The 19611-nt window shown below is 66.5% G+C and carries 14 protein-coding genes; 8 read left to right on the top strand and 6 right to left on the bottom strand.

Translation table 11 applies throughout. The features are described 5' to 3' along the window. Positions 1 to 2 precede the first annotated feature (2 nt). A complete protein-coding gene (locus ACFT41_RS01970; RefSeq protein ID WP_377581383.1) occupies positions 3 to 1262 on the bottom strand; it encodes a restriction endonuclease subunit S in 1260 nt (419 codons plus the stop codon). Further along, complete coding sequence (locus ACFT41_RS01965; RefSeq protein ID WP_377581381.1) at positions 1255 to 3654, bottom strand: N-6 DNA methylase; 2400 nt, start codon at positions 3652 to 3654, stop codon at positions 1255 to 1257. Before ACFT41_RS01965 ends, ACFT41_RS01970 begins: the two co-directional genes overlap by 8 nt. A 311-nt stretch (positions 3655 to 3965) precedes the next feature. Here ACFT41_RS01965 and ACFT41_RS01960 point away from each other — a divergent pair, with 311 nt between their 5' ends. Together ACFT41_RS01960 and ACFT41_RS01955 are read left to right on the top strand one after the other, a co-directional pair. Then, on the top strand, positions 3966 to 4721 hold the full coding sequence (locus tag ACFT41_RS01960) for a glycerophosphodiester phosphodiesterase family protein (protein WP_377581379.1): 756 nt from the start codon (positions 3966 to 3968) through the stop codon (positions 4719 to 4721). Between the two features lie 81 nt (positions 4722 to 4802). Beyond that, positions 4803 to 5327 carry an SLATT domain-containing protein gene (locus ACFT41_RS01955; RefSeq protein WP_377581377.1) on the top strand — a complete coding sequence of 175 codons (525 nt, stop codon included), beginning with the start codon at positions 4803 to 4805 and terminating at the stop codon, positions 5325 to 5327. A 319-nt stretch (positions 5328 to 5646) separates the two neighbouring features. Here the strand turns inward: ACFT41_RS01955 and ACFT41_RS01950 are convergent, their stop codons facing one another. After that, on the bottom strand, positions 5647 to 6471 hold the full coding sequence (locus tag ACFT41_RS01950; RefSeq protein ID WP_377613714.1) for a helix-turn-helix domain-containing protein: 825 nt from the start codon (positions 6469 to 6471) through the stop codon (positions 5647 to 5649). Positions 6472 to 7106: 635 nt separating this feature from the next. Between ACFT41_RS01950 and ACFT41_RS01945 the strand changes: the two genes are divergently transcribed. The 3 genes from ACFT41_RS01945 to ACFT41_RS01935 are packed head-to-tail and all read left to right on the top strand — an operon-like array spanning position 7107 to position 12137. Next, positions 7107 to 8429 (top strand): hypothetical protein, encoded by a 1323-nt coding sequence (locus ACFT41_RS01945; RefSeq protein ID WP_377581375.1) that lies wholly within the window; start codon positions 7107 to 7109, stop codon positions 8427 to 8429. Beyond that, positions 8419 to 11043 carry a ThiF family adenylyltransferase gene (locus tag ACFT41_RS01940; protein WP_377581373.1) on the top strand — a complete coding sequence of 875 codons (2625 nt, stop codon included), beginning with the start codon at positions 8419 to 8421 and terminating at the stop codon, positions 11041 to 11043. The genes ACFT41_RS01945 and ACFT41_RS01940 overlap by 11 nt, the downstream gene beginning before the upstream one ends. Then, positions 11040 to 12137: a patatin-like phospholipase family protein gene (locus ACFT41_RS01935; RefSeq protein ID WP_377581370.1), complete on the top strand. Its 1098-nt coding sequence runs from the start codon at positions 11040 to 11042 to the stop codon at positions 12135 to 12137. Before ACFT41_RS01940 ends, ACFT41_RS01935 begins: the two co-directional genes overlap by 4 nt. 147 nt (positions 12138 to 12284) lie before the next feature. Here ACFT41_RS01935 and ACFT41_RS01930 read toward each other — a convergent pair whose 3' ends face one another. From ACFT41_RS01930 to ACFT41_RS01920, 3 genes are read right to left on the bottom strand one after another with little or no spacing between them, the layout of a single operon-like run. Then, the gene (locus ACFT41_RS01930; RefSeq protein WP_377581368.1) at positions 12285 to 14276 is read right to left on the bottom strand and encodes a hypothetical protein; all 1992 of its coding nucleotides are present in this window, start codon (positions 14274 to 14276) and stop codon (positions 12285 to 12287) included. Further along, the gene (locus ACFT41_RS01925; RefSeq protein WP_377581365.1) at positions 14276 to 15430 is read right to left on the bottom strand and encodes a purine phosphorylase; all 1155 of its coding nucleotides are present in this window, start codon (positions 15428 to 15430) and stop codon (positions 14276 to 14278) included. Before ACFT41_RS01925 ends, ACFT41_RS01930 begins: the two co-directional genes overlap by 1 nt. Beyond that, positions 15427 to 16155: an NUDIX domain-containing protein gene (locus tag ACFT41_RS01920; RefSeq protein WP_377581362.1), complete on the bottom strand. Its 729-nt coding sequence runs from the start codon at positions 16153 to 16155 to the stop codon at positions 15427 to 15429. The genes ACFT41_RS01925 and ACFT41_RS01920 overlap by 4 nt, the downstream gene beginning before the upstream one ends. Before the next feature lie 190 nt (positions 16156 to 16345). On the opposite strand from ACFT41_RS01920, the gene ACFT41_RS01915 reads away from it, so the two are divergent. From ACFT41_RS01915 to ACFT41_RS01905, 3 genes are read left to right on the top strand one after another with little or no spacing between them, the layout of a single operon-like run. Then, positions 16346 to 17446, top strand: coding sequence for a hypothetical protein (locus ACFT41_RS01915; RefSeq protein ID WP_377581358.1), 1101 nt, complete (start codon positions 16346 to 16348; stop codon positions 17444 to 17446). A 23-nt stretch (positions 17447 to 17469) separates the two neighbouring features. Beyond that, entirely contained in the window at positions 17470 to 18015 is a 546-nt protein-coding gene (locus ACFT41_RS01910) for a hypothetical protein (protein ID WP_377581356.1), read from the top strand. A gap of 30 nt (positions 18016 to 18045) precedes the next feature. After that, on the top strand, positions 18046 to 19557 hold the full coding sequence (locus ACFT41_RS01905) for a flotillin family protein (RefSeq protein WP_377581353.1): 1512 nt from the start codon (positions 18046 to 18048) through the stop codon (positions 19555 to 19557). Positions 19558 to 19611 lie beyond the last annotated feature (54 nt).

The raw sequence follows: 19611 nt of genomic DNA, 5'->3' as shown, positions 1-19611 counted from the left end.
TGCTAAGCCTCCTCCGTTAGAACGCGCACCCGCCCCGTCAACAGGTCGTTCATCATGCCTTGTCTGACATGCCGTAGCATTCCAAGCTCCCTGACATGAGCTTGGACCTGCTCATCATATGAGGCGAGAGTGGAGGCGATTCGCTCTTGCTCACTTAGCGGCGGGACAGGCAACGGGAATGCGCGCACCTGGGTCATATTGATCGTCGCTAGATTTGTAGTTTGCTTGGAAGCGCCGACGAAATATCTCCGCGCCCTGAAAGATCCGACGTACATGGCCAGGAATTCGGGAAGCAGCCGCGACCGATCGGTCCGCACCCTGAAGATGTGATTTTGATGGAGACAGGGAGCTATCGAGCCGTCCCAGACAGCGCCGCGACCCAGCTTGTCAAAGTCGCCGCCTTCTGTCATCAGAAAGTCTCCGGGGGCAAGCTCGTAGCGACGGACTTCGCTCCGCGCGACCCGCACGCTTTTTATGTCAGAGGCGTCAATGTACCCGTCCTGCACATTAGCCACCCGGAGGTATGGCAGCTCGATAACTCCGCTTCCTGGCAAGGACCTACCAAGAGCCACCCCGCCGGCAATATCCGCCAGGTATCCCAGTGCTTCTGTCCGCCATGAAGATGGCCCGATACCTAAGTATCCTTTGGACCCGTCATCGCGTAGCAGGTCCGACAGCAGTCCGGTGCGGGCCTGTCGAAGTTTCTCGATCAGGCGCTCGGTGGAGCGAATTGACTCGTCCACCGAGTCCAAAATCTCCACAATCCGCCGCTGCTCGCGTAGAGGAGGAAGACGTATGGAGAATCCCAACCACCGCTCTTGGTCGAAATTCATCTTTTCGATCACGATGCCGTGACTCGCCGCCACGAAGTAGGCGTACATCAGTGGGTGCTGGGCCAGCCACGAGAAGTACCGCGCGTCGCACTTCCCCGTACCAAGAAATATGCTGTAGCTCGAAGATACCGCCGCATTGGCGAAGTCGTCATCAACGAAAGTGCAAGCTCCGTGGATGATTTGACGCCGCGCGATGGCGAAACTGTTGGGTATGACTTTTTGGAGGTCCTTCGTAAGGATATCCTTCCCTTTCAGGATGTGGCGATCAAACATCCCGTTATTTCGGCGTCGTATGCTAACGAGGCGATAAGCCTCCGAATCCTTCATGCGGATCGGGTGAATTACTTGCGTCAGGCAGTCCCCGATCCGTTCGGTGCTCCAGCCGCTCGGGAGTTCCGGACAGAATCGGTTTAAGATCGAGTCAGGCATAGCCCAGCTCCTTGAGGTACGTGGTGACCTGGGCGCTGGCAATGGCGCGTTGAGACTCGATGTCAGCCACGGAGACGGCGTACTTGTCCCACCAGTTCTCGCACGCGGCGATCACGTGACGGCGATGCTCAGTCACGTAGCCGTTTAGGTGGGCCGCCAGATCTTCCTGCCAAATCTTCATTACCAGATCCTGGTCCTCTAGGCCGGTCAGAGCCGCCCGTGCCTGGTCAAGCGTGACGATGAACTGGGCTTTCAGTTCGCGCTGCCGCTTGCGCAACTTCGTCAGTTCCGCCTTAAGCCGCTTCAGGTCCGCCGGGCTGAGCGTCCGCTCGGCGTCCTCGTCTGCCGGATTGTCGTCCTCGTCGGTCGACATGCTGGCTGCCGCGATTTGAGCGTCTAGCTCGGCCCGCTGTGCCTCGTCCCCAGCCAACTCCTCTAGATATTCGGGCACAAGCTTCGGCACTACTCGGTGCTCCAACGGGTCTGTCTGTGGCCGTTCGTCTTCCAAGGCGGTGCCGATCGTGGTGACCCAGCCGTCCATCACGCCGCTAAAGCCGTGCGTGGCAAGGGCCTGCAGGTCGTATTGGTTGGCGTCCCACCAGCGCACAATCACCCCGGCGATCTGGAACCGGTCGAGCAACCCGACCGGCAGCAGCGCGGTGGTGAACGACTCGATCAGCTCGGCGCGCGCTGCCATCAGTCGCTGTGTGGCTGGGAGCTCGATGATCAGCTTGCGGTGCTCGTCCCACCACTCGCGCTGGGCGGCGACCAGCGTCGCCTCGCGGTCCCGTACCCCAGCATGGTCGGCTACCAGCGCTGAGAGTGCGGCGCGATCGACATCCGGGGCGAAGTCGAAGTAGGCGTCGTCGCGGTCGACGAACACGGCGTTGGCGGTGAATCCGTGCGCGACGAACAGGTCGGCCTTGCCGGCGACTTCGGCCTTCGGTACGCCGCCATGCAGGTGGGCACCTACATCGTGCGGCTCCGGCGGCGGGGCGTTGTCGGCGTACCGGCGGATGTTGAGGTTGTCATCGTTGTCCCGCAATTCCTCGCGGGTCACCACGCGGGCGTAGCCAGGGATGTCCGTAAACGCCTCGTGCGCATACACAATCTTCTCGATGTGCTCAGGCAGTAGGTAGTTCTGTGCGCGGCCGGAGGCGTACTCGTGGTCGGCGTTGATGAACAGCACTCGGCCTGCGCGCGACGGCGACTTCGAGCCTGGCGCGCGGAGCACTAGTACGCAGGCGGGAATGCCGGTTCCGTAGAACAAGTTGGGCGCGAGGCCGATGATGGCCTCAATGACGTCGTCGTTCAGCAGGTTGGTGCGGATGTCCCGCTCGCCGCCGCCGCGGAACAGCACGCCGTGCGGCATGACGGTGGCGGCGACCCCGTTGGTCTTGAGTACGGCGACCATGTGTTGGACGAACATCAGGTCGGCCTTCTTGCCGCCCTCCGGTGCCCAGCCCCAGCGGAAGCGGTTGCTGTAGCGCATTCCGTCGCTGGAGTAGTTCAGCGAGAACGGTGGGTTGGACAGCACCCGGTCGAACAAATCGAGCTGGCCGCCGTGAGCGTGGCGTGGGTTGGCCAGGGTGTCGTCGTTCTCGATCGCCGCGCCGGGGATGCCGTGCAACAGCAGGTTCATCTTCGAGATTGACCAGACGCTGCCAGCGTTCTCCTGCCCAGCCAGCAGCAGGTTGCGCGGGTTGCCGCCGTGCTCCTCGACGTACTCCTTTGCGTGAATCAGCATGCCGCCGGAGCCCGAGCACGGGTCATACACGCTCATGCCTTCGGTCGGCTTGACCAGCCGGACCATCATCCGGATGACAGTCCTCGGGGTGTAGAACTCGCCGCCCCTCTTGCCGGCCGAGTCCGCGAACTGCTTGATCAGATACTCGTACGCGGCGCCCAGAAGGTCCGGAAACTCGAAGTCCTCGGTGCGCAACCGGTGCCGACTGAAGTGCGAGATCAGGTCCCGCAGCTTCTTGTCTGATATGCGTGAATTGCCGACCTGCCGGTTGAAGTCGATGTGCTGGACGACTCCCTCCAGCGAGTCCGGGTTGGCATCCTCCAAGGCAGACAGAGCCTTGTTGATGCCGCTACCCACATCGTCGTGCAGCCGCCGGAGATCGTTCCAGCGGGCGCTCTTCGGGACGAAGAACGCCTCCCGGTACGACTCCGTCTGTTCGGCGCGGTGCTCGGCCTCCTGCGGACCACGCTCGGCGTAGCGGGCCACGACTCGTTCCCGCTCGGCATCGAACATGTCCGACGCGCGCTTCAGGAACAGCATCCCGAAGATGTACTCCTTGAACTCGGAGGCGTCCATCTTGCCTCGCAGGATGTCCGCCGCCGCGAACAGATGCCGCTCCAACTGCGGCAACGTCAACTTCCGCACCCGCTCCACCCTCTGCGCTCGCCCATGGTCGTGCAACCGCCTAGCCTAGGCCCGCGCAGGCCGCCGCCCGTGCGGGGATCACCCGCGCGTCGCGGCACGGTCTCGGGGTACCGATCGTGACAGGTCGTTTTGAGCCGCAGTGGGATAGAGCCCTACGGCGGCGTACGTCAGGACGAAGAACTCGAACCAAGTCCCTGCCCGACCGTTGGAGGCGCCCGCCGACGACCACCCACGGCTGGGGCAAGCGTCGGTAGGATGATGCCCGCTTGCCCGGACGCCTCCTGCCTGGTCTCGCGGTAGACGGTCAGAAGGTGAGTCAGGAGGAAGCGTTGGCGTCTGGATCCGGCTGGCTGGTCGACCTGCCGATCGCGCATCGCGGTCTGGTAGCAGCGGGTCGGCCTGCCAACTCCCTGTCCGCGTTCGAGGCCGCCGCTGCGGCTGGTTACGCGTGCGAACTCGACGTTCAACTGACGTCGGCGGGGGAGCTGGTCGTGGTGCACGACTATGACCTGACCAACCTGACCGGCGCGGCCATACGGACTGGCCAGCTCGGTCCGATGGACCGGCAGCGCTTACGGCTCGACGGCACCGACGAGCGCATCCCGACTCTCGGCGAGGTGCTGGACCGGGTCGCCGGGCGGGTGCCTCTGCTGATCGAGTTGAAGCGCCCGGTGCCCTCGCCGCCTCCGTCCTTGGCTGTCGCCGTACTGCAGCAGTTGGCCGGTTATTCCGGGCAGTATGCGGTCGAGTCCTTTGATCCGCTGCTGGTCGCGGCACTGCGGGTCGCGATGCTGCGGCGGTCCCCCGTCGGACGGATCTGCGGGCTGCTGCGCACTGCCGATCCCGTAAGCCGGATGCTCGGTAGGAGCATGGTCAGCAACTTCGTAGTCCGGCCGGACTTCCTCGCCTACGAGGTTGACGGGTTCCCGTCGCGGCTGGTGGCTTGGTGGCGTCGGCGAGGCGTGCCGGTGGTCGCCTGGCCGGTCGCCACGCCGGAGCAGGAACAGTTCGCCCGACAATTTGCCGACAACATTGTTTTCTCCAGCTATAGACCGTCTTGTGAGTGACAGTTAGCATCAGGGCATGCCCGATGAGTTGCGGGGGATCGCGAGGATGTCGGCAGCAGGTCCGTGGCGTTAGACGAAGCAATGACCACGCACCGGCGACTGGCCGAGACCAGATTCGAAAGCCTGCAGAAAAAGTACGACTGGCGGGCGAAATGGCACGGCCGGCGCTTCCGGGCGAGTGGCGTCCTGGTCATTACAATCAGTTCGGCTTTGCCGCTGCTCGCCGGGTTCAGCTACCCGGGAAAGGATGCGCCGATCGCCTTCGCCGGCGTAACCATCGCCACAGCAACGGGCCTTCGCACCTTCTACCAGTGGGACCAGATGTGGAGCCTGCTCCGGCGCAGCCATTTCGAGCTCACCTATGCTTTCCACCATTGGAATATGGACTTCGTCCAGGCCGAATTGATGGATGACCCAAGGCGTCGCGAGAAACTCGCTCGCGAGGCGACACGCACCTTCCTGGAAAAGATCGAGGTCATCCGCGCCGCGGAGTCGGACAAGTTCTTCAACGCGCTCGCCTTTCCCGAGGCTGGAGTCGGTCGGGCGGTTCGCCCCCCTCCGCAGCAGGCGCTCGACCCGGCCGCGCTGACCAGGGACGGTGGATGACCCGTCGACGCTCTGCGGCGTCCGGCCGCGCCGTCGCGCCGGAAGCTTCACCACGGACGGATCCTGCTCGGACCAGCGCCAATCCAACCAGTCCGGGCAGGGCCTGGACGGTTTTGCTCGTCCGTGTGGGCGGTGTGCCGCTGCGGCAGGAAATCCCGCCGAGTCAGGGTGAGCGACTGCGACGCTGCCGGGTGCCGGCCATGAATGCAATTGCGGGTGAAACGCGTCGATGACCAGTTAGGGCGCCGACGGCGGCAGTCGCCACGCCAAGGTGGCATCCCTCCCGGTGGCTCATGAGCCGGTAGGGCTCTGAGGACGATCACCCGCGCGATTCTTGGTTCGGTTCGTTGCCGTCACGAACTGGCCTGGATGCCATCAACTCCTGATAGACCAGGGGTGGCAAGAGGTGATCATCCTGGTCATCTCCAGTCGCTTGGCGGTGCCTGCCGCTTGATGCGGTCTCCTTCAATGCCGCTGAAATACTTGGCGGCAATTCGGGCAACTGGAATCCCTCGGACTTGATCAAGCCGCGATGCACGCGCAGGCGGTCGAGACTGTAAGCGAGTTCGGTGACGAAGTCCGCCAGCGGGCCTCGGCTTAGGCGAAGGTCGTCCGAGGCGATCTCGCCAACGACGAGATGCTCCTGATCGGCCAACTGCTGGATCCGTCGCTCGATCTGTTGATGTTCCCTGACTAAGAGGCGGTGGATGTCGTAGAGCGCGATGGCTCGCCTGCTCTGTTGCCACATCGTGGCCGAGAATCCCTGGTAGTTAGGTTCTACCGCACCGTGAATCCAACCGCGGACATGCCACGGTGTGGTTCGCGTTGCGGGCAGCACCTCGATACCGCGTTCACGTCCGACCGGTGCGATGAGCAGAACTGGGGGGACGTCAAGCGCAGCAGCCAAGACCAATAACTCGGCGACAGTGACGGTGTCGCGCCGATTGTTCTCCAGATTCGCGAGGACACTGCGGGGCATCTGATATCCGAGCTGAGCGGTTCTCCTCGCCAGCTGGAGCGCGGTCATGCCGCGTTGCTCGCGCCAGTACCGAACCTCGGCAGCGATCCTCCGGGCGAGCAGGACGGACCAGCCGGGCTCGGGCCGCTTCTCGCCTCGGTCCGGCATTTCGGGTGATGTCGTCATTCACGTCAATCCAGGCAGGAGGGACTTCTTGATCAATCTAGCATGCGTGGACGCCACTCCTCGAGGGCGCGTCGGCTTTCTGTGCTGCAATCTCACACGAACAGCCAATGAACGCCAGATTTCCTCACACGGAGTTGGTGATCGCTAGGGCCCTCCGGTATAGTCACACTCGCAACATCAGCCACAGCCGGCCGAGGGGCGCCAATTCGGCCAGCGGGTGGCAAGCCGTCGAGGACCCCCTCGGCGGCTTGCATGTCGGCGAGTCCAACCACCCTCCAGGGCCGCCGTCCGGGTCAAACCCTGCACCCACAACCCCTGGCGCTCGGAGCGGTGGCCCACGGGGCCGCCTGCCGCTTCGGACCTGCACGTGCGGCATGAACGGAAAGACCCCGCGCACCGAGATGCTTGCGACACCTCGGTACGGCGGGGCCTGAGCTCGCAGCCTAGGGCCTGCGGCCGTTCCGCGCATCCGCAACGTGCACTTTATGTCGGTTTTTAACCTCTTAGCGGTCTTCGTTGCCACGTGAAGTCGGGCAGCAGGCCGCCGCTCGGGTGCCGACGTCACATTGTGGAGGGCCTGTGAAGCTGTCCGTATACATGCTTCGACCAGGCCTGCTTGAAGACGAGGAGTGCTAGTGAGTACGGAACTTCCCGATATGGGTGTGGTGTTCTGGCCGGTCGGCACAGGCGACAGTTCGACGGTGGTGGTCACCGACGAGGTGCTGATGCAGGTGGACCTGAACGACCGCGCGAAGGCGGATGACGACGACACCCCTGAGGTGCCCGTCGTTGACCTGCTGGTGGAGGCGTTGCCGATCGGTTCGGACGGTCGTCCCTTCTTGTCTGCGTTCGTGCTGACGCACGCGGACAAGGATCACTGCAGCGGGTTCGCCGACCTGCTGGACAAGGCGACGATCGGCGAGCTGTGGGCTACTCCGCGGATGTGGCGGGAGTACCTGGACGACGGCGATGACACCGACCTGTGCGAGGACGCCAAGGCATTCCATGAGGAGGTCAAGCGTCGCGTCGAAGCGGTGAAGAAGGCGGTCGCCGACGGCGAGGAGATCGCTCTGGGTGACCGCGTCCTCGTGGTCGGCTACGACACCGACGAGCACAAGCACGCTTACCACGAACTCCCCGAGGAGTACCTTCTGAAGCCGGGGATCAGCGTCACCAAGATCAACGGCGTCGATCACGTCGGCCGGTTCGAGGCCTTCATCCACGCGCCGTTCAAGGACGACTGTGCCGCCGCGCGCAACGAGACGTCCCTGTCACTGCAGGTCACCCTCACCGAAGACGGCGGCCAGGATTGCAAGGTCTTGCTGTTCGGTGACCTGGCGTACGAGACGATCATGAAGATCTTCAAGTACAGCGAGGGCCACGACAGAGCGCAGTACCTGGAGTGGAATCTGATGCTTGCTCCTCACCACTGCTCCAAGCGCGTGATGTACGTGCGTGAAGACGGCAAGGACGTCCTGAAAACCGACATCCTCGAAGCCTTTGAGCGACACGCCCGCGAAGGCTCGGTGGTCGTCGCGAGCAGCCGTCCCATCCCGGCCTCGGACGTCGATGGCGCGAACCCACCGCACAAGAAGGCGGCCGATCGGTACAAGGACTACGCCGACCGGTTGATCTGCACGATGGAGTGGCCTTCCGTGGAGGACCCGTCGCCGGTCGTGCTCGGCATTGATGCGAACGGTGCCCGGATCGTCGAGGATGAGGTCGTCGAGCACTCCGCCAAGAGCGCGGACGTTGCGAAGGCCGCTGGCCGCAAGCGCCGGCGGCTGTCGGAGGTCGCAGCGGCGGCCACCGCGGCGGGCCGGTATGCCGGTGGCGTGGTATCGGTCTCCGAGACAGCGGCCATGACCGGCTCCGAGCGGGTCCAGGCCGCGATCAAGGCCGACAGGGGCTCAGAGGCCGCGCCCTCTACTGCCGTCGGGTTCGGGTGTGACCGCTGACGGCGCCGTCCTCGCCCGCCGTCAGCTCCTCGACCTGGTCGAGGTAGCTGACGGCGCGGTCGAGGTGCTCAAGGAGTGGACGAACGTCCACGGGAACACCGCGTTCACTATCTCGCTCGACACCTCGGGGCTTGCGCACACGGCGACCGGAATTACGGTGCGCGATCGGGAGCGGTTCAAGGTCGTCATCAATGACGGCTTCCCGTTCGTGCCTCCGAGTGTGTTCTCAGTCCACAAGCGCTGGGCTCGCACGCCCCACGTCCAGTGGGGAAGTTCCCTTTGCCTGTACGCCGCGCCGTCAGTCGAGTGGAGTCCGGCAGACGGCATGCGCGGATTTATTGGCCGGCTGTCGAAGTGGGTCGAGAACGCGGCTGCCGGGACGTTGGACCCGGAGGGTCAGCCGCTGCATCCGCCGGCGGTGTACACGAGTGCCGACGCTGGCCGGCTGCTAGTTCACCCGAACTTGGCCGACCGAGTGCCCTGGGCTGCGGATGGGTCCGGCAGAAAGGCCGGCACCCAGGTCGCCTGGTGCGCGGTGAACAGCCGACGCAAGCGGGTCGACGTCCTGGAGTGGGTCGACATGGACGCAGCGATCGCTCGGGCAGAGGCCGACGCGATCGAGGTGTTCCACGGTGGCAGGCCTTTGATCGCTATCCCGGTTGTCTTGACGCCCGACGAGTTCGGATCCGAGTACCCCGACGACGTGAAATCCCTTAGTGCCGGGCTCGCTGAGTCGGGCTATGACAAGGACGCTCTCCTCAACGACCTGGCGTCCTGCACGTACATCAACAGGAAGCTACGAGCTCGGCAGGTCGATCTCAATGCAGAGGCAGCGGGAAACCCCTGGGACGAGACGACTGACGAAGAAGCTCCGCTGTTCACGGCGATGCTCGTCGGCACGCCGTCTCGACGGGTGGAGGGAGACGTGCGCCTGGCCCACCTGGCCGCGTGGAAGCTGGACGCCCTGAGCGCGGCGGTCACCGACCTGTTCGCGCAGATTCGCGACCTTCAGGTGTCTGGAGAGTCTGCCGAGCTTCAGGGCAAGGTCCGCGACCTAGCCTTCAGCCTGTTCGACTCCTCACCGATCGCCTGGATGCGGGTTATGGAAATGCGGCCGGAGGTAACCCAACGCCGCGACCGGGGCACCCCGTCGAACTGGCTTGCCGGCCGACGCGTCCTGGTGCTCGGGTCGGGCGCCCTGGGGGCGCCGGTTTCGGAGTTCTGCGTGCGGGCTGACGTGAAGGAATTGACCGTCGCCGACTACGCCGTGGTGAACCCCGGAATCCTGGTCCGGCAGCCGTACACCGACGCCGACATCGGTCTCGGAAAGGCACGCGCGCTTGCACGCCGCCTGTCCGCCATCCGTGATGACCTTGATGTAACGCCGTCGCACGGAAACGTACGGTCCGGGTTCTTCGCACCGGATCAGGACCTGAGCGCGTACGACCTGGTCATCGACGCGACAGCTGACGCATCAGTCCGCTCCAACATCGAGTTAGCCCGAAAAGATGCCGCCGTACGCCCACCGTTGGTCACGATGGTCATCGGACACAACGCCGAACGCGGTCTGGTCACCACGAACCTGCCCGCGGCGACCGGCGCGGCCGCCGATACCTTCCGCAAGGTGTCACTCCTGGCCGCGTCGAAGACAGCTGGATGGGTCGATATAGGCGACGACCTGTTCCCAGCAACTCCGCGAACCAAGCTATTCTTCCCTGAGCCTGGCTGCTCCTCGCCGACCTTTGTCGGCTCGGCAGCGCAGTCGGCCGCGCTCGCCGGCATGATGCTCCACGAAGCGCTGATGGTCCTTCATGCAACTGACCGCGGCCACCGGGAGACGGTAGGCGACGAGCAGGTGGCCTTCGCCTCCGCAGTCCGGATGGGGGCGGCGGCCACGACCGGTACCTCACGCGTGAGCTGGCCAGCCGACGTCGTGCAGACCGACGAATCAGGAGAGTTCCAAGTCCGAGTGAGCGTTACAGCGCTTGCCGAAGCCCGCGCCGAAGTCCAGCGCGGGGCTAGGGTTCGGACACCGGAGATCGAGACCGGCGGGATGCTCCTCGGGGCGTTCGACGACGCGACCGGCGTCGTGTACATCGACAAGGTCACGGGCCCGCCGCCGGACAGCTACCTGTCCGCGACCTATTTCCACCACGGTATCCAAGGCACGCAGGAACGCGTCAGCGCTGAGGTCAGGCGGACCGCGAGCGCCACCGGGTTCGTCGGCTTCTGGCACAGCCATCCCTCAGGGCGCGCGCGTCCGAGTCCGACGGATGAGCAGGGCATGGCATCAATCGTTGCCCCGGACGGGACCACCCGGCGGGCGTTAATGATGATCCTAGGCGGCGACGAGGGAACCTGGTGGAACTGGCGCAACTGTAAGGCCGGAGTCCGACCCGATGTCTACCTTAGGGTCGTGCCGCGCTCAGACGGCCCAGTCATGAGCGGACACCCTGGGTACGTGGGTGGGTTGAATCTTCAGCAGCTTCCCGCCGGATGGTACTTCCGCGGCGGATCGGGCAGCCCCGTACGGGTACGCCGTGGTGGCGAGTCGGTTCCAGGACCGATCGGTCGCCCTTCGCCCTGGTGGGCATGGCTCAGGAGGCGTCCGTGAGCACGGCGACCGAGCGGCCACGTGTCGGGCTCGCGCTCTCCGGCGGAGGGTTTCGTGCCACCGCATTCGGGCTTGGAGCGCTACGAGCGCTGCACGACCGCGGAGTCCTGCCCAACGTGCGCGTCGTCTCAGGAATCAGCGGCGGCAGCCTGCTAACGGCTATGTGGGCCTATGGACCGGAGGACTTCGGGGAATTCGACTCAACCGTCACCGACCTTCTCGGTCGCGGCCTGCAGATGGAACTCGCCAAGCGCACCTTCACGCCGCGCAGAACGATGACCAACATCCTGAGCGCTACGTCCGCGGCACTGCCCGGCGGAAAAAGCCGCCCTCGCCGCAGCAGCAGAACCGAGGCGCTCGTTGATGCGCTGGCCTCCCGGTCATTTGGGTCCAAGGCGATGCCCCAGGTCACTCACCCCGGGTTGAGCACCGTCATCTCGGCAACTGACCTGTCAACCGGCAATGCTGTCCGGTTTGGCAGCGACGTCTCCTCCTGCTCACCGCACGGCACCATCATTGGACCGGTATCAGTCGCAGACGCAGTGGCCGCTTCAGCCGCATTCCCGGTCCTTTTGCCCCAAATCAACCGCACCTACACCTTCACCCGAGCCGACGGCAGCCAGCACATCAGAACGATGTCGATGACCGACGGAGGCGTCTACGACAACCTCGGCCTCAGCCCGCTGCTCCCTGGACGATCAAGGCAACACACCAGTCACGTGTACGACCTCGACTACATCATCGCGGTTGACGCCGGCCCAGGCCGAACGGCGCCTCGGGCACCGAACTTCATGCTGGGCAGACTCAAGCGGAGCTTCGAGATCGCCCACACACGCAATCAAGACGGTTCCCGCGCTCGGGTCCACGAACTAGCAGCAACAGGCCACGTCAAGGGATTCGTGTACTCCTACCTAGGGATGCGTGACGACCGCCTCCCAGTCCCAATAGCAGACCTCGTTGAGCGCGAACAGGTGGTCGCATACCCGACCAACTTCGCCCGGATGACACCTGCGGACCTACAGGCCGTAGCCATCCGTGGCGAACAACTCACGCGCGCCCTTATCGAGTTCTACTGTCCGCAGCTTGGGACTTGAATAGCCAAGTCCACACCGAGCAGCGCATAGCCAGAGGTGCCACGCAGACGGTTTGGCTTTTATAGCCACTTGACTACCGGGAAGGTGCACCATCCAAATAGGTAGGCTCCTACCTAATTTCTGCAATGGTGTTGATACCGCCCTGACCTAATCGAGCAGCCCGCGTATGGCGCTCGCGAGGTTGGCAAGCCTTTCGTCTGCGCGGTCGCGTCGGTGTTTGACCCATTCCTTGCCTTCGGCGGCGACGCCTTCGAGGACGTGCAGAGTGTGACTGAGCCCGGCAGCGTCTAGCGACAGCTCAGCGATCTTGGTTGGGTCCTCGTCGTGCTGGAGCGTCCCGTTGTCAGGATCGCTCACTCGGATTGAGATGGGTTCTCCGTTGAACAGAGTCAGCTCGAAGGTCTGCTGTCGGGTGGCGATGCCGTCGATCCGTACGGCGGCGACGGCGTCGAAACGGTAGTTGAGCCGTTGGGTGGTGCGGCTTGCGGAGGTTTCGAAGTCGAGATCGATGTTGACCTGCCGGACGCCGTCGTCGGTGAGGAGGAACAGCAGCAGGCGATACCGGGAGTACCGCCATGGCCCTTGCGGGTAGCGGGCCTTTTTGTATGAGGGTGCCGGCGCCTCGATGAAGGCGTGGGCGATTACCTGGCTGGGGCGGAGTCGGTATTGCTGCATGGCCTGGTCGACCAGGACTTTGCGGTCGCTTTCCAACCAGGTGGCCATCTCGGTGTCCGACGGCTTGTCGGACAGCTTGTGGCACCACCGGTGGTATGCCGCCCAGCGGGCCGTGTCCTTGTCGTTGCGTTCCGCCTGGTCGTCGGCGACCCTGCGTCGCTCGGCGACGACCCGAAACGACGAGCGCACCGCCGGCACCGCGGACGCCACCGCGAGCAGAAACCAACCTGTGCCGGACAAGGGGGCGCTGGTCACGATGGCAGGAACGGCCCAGAGGCTCCCCGCGGCAAGGAGGGCCAGTCCCCCGAGGTGGAGGGCCTTGGTTCTGGCAGGGTTACGCAGCTGCTGGCGGTACGCCGTCAGCGTGTCTCGTTCCCATTGCCCTCGGACATCTCCCACCAGGTGTCGAACGAGCCAGGCGACCCGTTCGGCCTCGATGCGCTGTTCCCGGTAGAGCTCGACCACCTCGTCGCGGAGGTGCCGCCGGATCCCCGCCGTCTGGTCGAGCCAGTAGGCTCGGTCGGTTCCTTCGGGCACGTACCGGCGGAAGTAGCGGTCGAAGAGCCGGTCCACCTTGCGGGCGAAGCCTCCCGGTGGCGCCTCTCGTCGCCGCTGCTGGGGTGGACGGATCTGGGCTTCCTTCGCGCGCAGCCGTCTTCCGCGGTAGTACCGGTCCGCCCCACCGACGCAAAACGCGGCCAGTCCGACCAGGGCGGCGAGTAGACCGAGGAACGGGTCGAGCGTGCCGCGGGCCGCCACCAGCACGATCATCTGCACCACGGCTAGAGTGAACACGGCCGCGCCGGCGCCGGCGCGTAGCCAGTCGCGCAGCGCAACAGCAGCGGGTTGCACCGGTAGGGTCCGAGGCTGCGCGGGTGTGGGATGAAAGAACTTCCAGACGCGGTTGAATCGGTCCTCCGCTGTGCGCTGCGAGTCCGCCAGGGCGACGGACTTCCGCCACATCTCTTCTTGCATCGCGCCTTCGCGTAGCGCTTCGAGGTGGCCGTAGATCCCGTCGCGTTGACGCCGGTTCAGCGCGTCGATCTCTTTAACCACGAGATCCGTCTCGGCGGCGCCGACGGGAGCCAGGAGGCGGATGACTACCTTCAACCCCGCAGTCCACTCGTCATGGTCGTCGAGGTGGGGCAGGCTGGCGCAGATGGCGGTGAGGCGCTCCAGTTCCTCGGGGGCGAGTTGGCGCAGGGTGCGTCCGCTCAACAGGGCGATCAGCCGGTAGAATTGGACCTCCGTGGTCACATACCCACCGGCGACAGCCTTTTCGATGAGCTCGCGCGCCTGATCACGAACTCGCGCGTCGAGATACTTCAGCGCGAAGGCGAACTGCTCCTCCGGACTCGGGTGTGGGGGCAGGCGGTAAAAGTTGATGTCACCGTGGACTACGCCTGCCTGTACGTCGACGTGCGCGTCTCCTTGGGCGACGTTGGTCGCGGTCGGGGTCGTCATCACAGGTCCCGCACCACGGCGATGATCACTGCGAGCCGCGCGGCCAGCTCAGACACGTCGGCGACCAGGCCCCGCAACCGCTTGAGCGCGACCATCAGGCCATTCTTCTTCTCGGCTGTGCCCGCCGAGACGCATGCAGCCGCCGCCTCCAATTCCGACTCGGCCGCGGCGTAGGTTTCTTCGTCCAACTGTCCGTCGAGGTGGGCCTCCTTGAGGTGGGTTCGCAGGTCTGCGATGCTCGCTGCCAGATCGATCGGCTGATCGGCGCCAGCGCCGACGGTGACGTTGCCGTAGATCTGCCCGGCCTGCACCCCGACCTGGGCGTTCCCGGTGGCGATGTTGCGGTTGCTCATGCGCATCGTGGGGCTCCCGTCCCGGTCCGCGCCGCCTCGGCTGGACGGCCCGTCGATAATCAGTTCTCGCGCCAGTGCGGTGGCGAACGCGGCGGCGTGGCGTGCGGCCTTCGGTTGCCAGTCCTGTCCGTCCGTGGCTGCCTTGCTGCCGTCGGCGTGGTCGCTGATGCCGCGCACGACCACCACGGGCAGGGCACGGTTGAGATGGCCCGCCTGGGCCACACCGGCCGCTTCCATCTCGATCGCAACGGCGTCGTTGTAGTGCTGGCGGATCCAGCGGGCCTGTTCGGAGATCCCCGAGTCCTGCACCACTTCCCCTGCGGCGATCGGCCCGAAGTGGACTTTGGGTGCTGCGCCTACGGGGAGACCACGACGCCACGCGACGGACCTGTCGACGTGGTGGGCGATCTGGTCGGCCTCGTGGGGGATTTCCCACGCCTTCGGTCGGGCCTTCAAACCGTCGTCCTCGCTGGTGCCGCCGTGGTAGGCATAGATCTTGCTGGCGACGACGACGTCACCGAGTCGGATGTTGGGCCAAAGGCCACCGGCGACTCCCACGAACAGCACAGCGTCCGGGGAGAACTCGGCCATCGCCCGCTCGGCGAGCACCGCGGCCGGATGATTGCCCTTACCGACCAGCCCCAGGGCGACCCTGCATTCGCTCTGGCCGATCCGGCCGACCTCGAAGCGGGTGCCGGCGGGGTGCCGCCTTACACGTAGGTCGGTCAGTTGGTCGCGGACCGCTGCGTATTCGAGGTCCAGCGCCGTGAGGATCACGACGAGACCGCTGTTCGTGCTCACGCTGTCTCCCTGTCTGCCTGGCTGAAGGGTCGGATCATCGGAGGGTGAAGAGCCGTGCGGGGCCCAGGACGGAATAGCCGAGCGGGACGCCCACCATCGGTCTTGCGACTCGGCCCGGCGGGGACGATGAAGCCGTCCACGCTCTGCACTTTCCGGTAGAAGTTCCGTGGGTCCAGCCGCACGCCCCACACCGCCTCGTAGACGTCCTGAAGCTCCGAGATCGTGAAGGTCGGACCACAAAAGGCGGTGGCGAGCGCCGAGCGCTCCAACTTCTCCCGCGCCCGATCGACCCCATCGGTCAGGATCTGCTCATGATCGAAGGCGAGTTGCCCGTCACCGGACAACGCCTGCTCCACCGGTGTCCAACACGCCCGGGATGCGTCGGTGCCGGCGACTGGCTCGGGTAGCCGAGGGGCGATGGCCAGGTAAGCCGCGGAGACCACCCGCCCTCGGGGGTCACGATCCGGCGCGCCGTAGACGCCAAGTTGTTCGAGGTGCAACTGATCCGGCCCCAAGCCCGCCTCCTCGGCAAGCTCTCGATGGGCAGCAGCCACGAGGTCTTCCTTCTCGTGGCCGAGGAAGCCGCCAGGCAGGGCCAAGGCGCCCTGATAGGGCTCAACCCCGCGCTCGATCAACAGCACATGAAGGCAGGACTCCCGCAAGGTGAGGATGACGAGGTCAACCGCAAGAAGAACGGTCGGCGGAACCCAACGATCGTCAGACATGAATCGACCATAGACTTACTGTCACTCTGACAGGAATGGCGCCGAGTGTCGGATTTCAGCGCCCGCCTACAAGGATTGGCTTCTAACAACGCTTGACTACGGTGGCCAGCCAGGCGTCCCGGGCCCTGGCCAAGCTCCGCCGGCTCGTGCCGGGCTTCGCCGAGTACGCCGAGCGTCCGGAGGTGTCCCGATGAGTTCCCCGGCCGAGGAGGCGCTACGGGCGGCCGTACGTGATCTCGCACTCCAGGCGCGGCCGGTGCCGGACCTGGCGGCGGGGGCGATGCGGCGCGGCCGGAGGCTGCGGGTTCGTCGGCGGGCGGCTGCGGCAGCGGGTGCCGCCCTGGTCGCCGTCGCCGCCGTGGCGCTGCCGTTCGTGCTGCTCAGGCCGGAATCACCGGTCCGGCCGGCCGTGCCCGAGCCGACGGCGACGGTCACCCCGACCCCGGAGATGCTGCCCACCCCGGGGCCGAGCTGGAGTGCGTCGCCGCTGGCCCTGCCCGGCGGCTGGGTGGTCACCAGCGCCGTCCGGGGCGGCTTTGGCTGGGTGCTGGACCGCGACCGGGGCCGCTACCTGCGCGCCGAGGGGTACGACGGGGTATGGCCCGCGCCGAAGGGCACGTTCAGTGCGTTGGCAGACGAGGACCGGCCCGGGGAGATCGGCCTGGCCGATGCGGCCCGGCGGCGGACGAGCTGGTTCCGGACCGGAAAGTGGCTCATGCAGCCGCAGTGGTCGCCGGACGGCCGCCGCCTCCTGCTGACCCTCCGGGCGGAGGGCGATCCGATGCGCCTCGGCATGCTCGATGCCAACGGCGGGTTCCGGTCGTTTCCCGTCGACACCGACCGCTACTTCTGCACCGACTCCTGCTTCTTCACCTGGACCCGCGACGGCCGGGAGGTGGTGCTCCAGCAGACGAAGCCGGGTGCACCCACGTCCGAGTCCGCCCGGCACCCCCGCCGGGGGGTGCAGCTCTTCTCCGCCGACGACGGCCGGCCCACCCGGTTCGTCGCCATGCCCGGCGACCCGTCCGGCCCGTGGGCCTGGTCGCCCGACGGGCGGCTCGTGGTGGTGCAGGGCCAGCGCGAACCGCTGCTCGTCGAGACCGCTGACGGCCGGGTGGTCCGGTCCCTGCCGGCCGCCGACGCCGCCTTCGTCACCGACGACCGCCTGCTCTACCGACGCCCGTACGGCGACCGGGACTTCGTGCTCGCCGACCCGACCGGACGGGAACTGGTGCGCCAGCCGGTACCGCCCGAGCTGGTCGACCGGAACATCACCGTCGCCCCCCGGTAACGAGGCTGCCGGCCGGACGCCGGATGACCTTGCGCGGTGTCGATACCGTGCAGGTCGTGGCCACCGGGACGCTCATCTTCCTCATCATCGGCGGGGCGGGCGTCGGCGTGCTGGCGCTGGCCCTGCTCGGCACCGAGCTGTTCCACTTCAGCCATCCCGGCGCCGACGGGCCGGTGTCTCTGGAGGCGGTCGCCGGGTTCGCCGGCGCGTTCGGCTTCGGCGCGGCGATCGTCAACGAGCTGCTCGGTGCGCGTACCCCCGGGATGATCGCGGCGGCGGTGGCCGGCGGCGCGGTCGCGGCGGTGCCCACGGCCTGGGTCGCGGCCCGAATGAGCCGGGCGGCCCGCACGATGCGCACCGACCCCACGCCCACCCGGCACCACCTCGTCGGCGCGCTCGGCCTGGTCGTGACCCCGATCCCCGTGGACGGCTACGGCGAGGTCCGGGTCAGGGTCGCCGGCCAGCCGGTCAAGCTCAACGCCCGCGCCGACCGGCCGATCGGGATGGGCGAACAGATCTTCGTGGTCGAGGCCCTGAGCGAGACCAGCGTGCACGTCGAGACCTACTGAACCCTTTCCCCCTCGCAGAGCGGAAGTCGCATGGCCCTTCTCATCGCCATCGGCGGCGCGGTACTCCTCGTCGTCGTCCTCATCCTGTTCGTGCTGTCCCGGATCAAGGTCGCCGGGCCCAACGAGGCGTTCATCGTCACCGGCCGCAAGGGCCGGACCACGCAGACCGCCGACGGCGGCCGGTCCACCGACATGTCCGGGCAGAAGGTCGTCCTCGGCGCGTCGGTGTTCGTGCTGCCCGTGGTGCAGAAGATCCAGTCGCTGGACCTGTCCAGCCGCCGCATCGACGTCGGCATCAAGGGCGCGGTCAGCAAGCAGGGCATCCGGGCCGAGCTGCACGGCGTCGCCATCGTCAAGGTCGGCGGCACCGAGGACGCGATCCGCGCCGCCGCCCAGCGCTTCCTGCACCAGCAGGACGAGATCGACAACTTCACCCGCGAGGTGCTGGCCGGCGCGCTGCGTTCGATCGTCGGCCGGCTCACCATCGAGGAGGTCATCCGGGACCGGGCGGCGTTCGCCAGCGCGGTGGCCGAGGAGGCCGAGCACTCGATGACCAACCAGGGGCTGGTGCTGGACACGTTCCAGCTCCAGGACATCGTGGCCGAGGGGTCGTACCTCCAGGACCTTGGGCGACCGGAGGCGGCCCGGGTCCTCAAGGACGCGGCGATCGCCGAGGCACGGGCCCGGCAGCAGGCCGAGCAGGAGCGGCTGCTCGCCGAGGAGGCCATCGCCGAGGCCAACCGGAACCTGTCGCTCAAGCAGGCCGGCATCCAGGCGGAGATCGACGCGGCGAAGGCGAAGTCGGCGGCGGCCGGGCCGCTCGCCCAGGCCGAGCGGGACCAGGCGATCCTCTCCGAGCAGCAGAAGGTGGCCGAGCGCAACGCCGAGCTGAAGCAGCGCCAGCTCGACACCGAGGTGCGCAAGCCCGCCGACGCCGCCCGGTACAAGGTGGAGCAGGAGGCCGAGGCGGCCCGCAACGCGGCGGTGCTCAACGCCGACGCGCAGCGGCAGGCCGTCATCGCCGCCGCGCAGGCCGCCGCCGAGCAGGCCCGGCTCACCGGTGAGGGCGAGCGGGCCCGCCGGGCCGCGCTGGCCGAGGCGAACGCGATCGAGGGCGCCAAGGAGGGCGAGGCCGAGCAGCGCCGGCGCTCCGCGATCGCCGAGGCCGTCGAGCGGGAGGGCCAGGCCGAGGCCACGGCCATCCTCGCCCGGGGCCAGGCCGAGGCCGACGCGATGGCGCGCAAGGCCGAGGCGTTCGCCGCGTACGGGGAGGCCGCAGTGCTGGACCTGCTGGTCCGGGTGCTGCCGCAGGTGGTCGAGGCCGCCAGCGCACCGATCGGCGCGATCGACAAGCTGACGGTGATCTCCACCGACGGGGCGTCGTCGCTGACGAAGTCGGTGGCGAGCAACGTGGCGCAGGGCCTCCAGCTCGGCACCGACCTGACGGGCATCGACCTGGCCGGCCTGCTCGCCAAGCTGGGCGCGGCGCGCAACGCCGGTGCCGAGGCGGCCACGGTGGACGGGACCGCCGTCGACCGCTGACCCACGGCAGCACCGAAGCCGGCCGGGCCCGTCGTGGCCCCGGCGCCTCTCCCC

This window comes from Micromonospora sp. NPDC057141 (assembly GCF_042670805.1).
Taxonomy (GTDB): Bacteria; Actinomycetota; Actinomycetes; order Mycobacteriales; family Micromonosporaceae; genus Micromonospora.
Note: the sequence above shows the minus strand (reverse complement) of the source record. Positions and strands in the feature narration are given on the sequence as shown.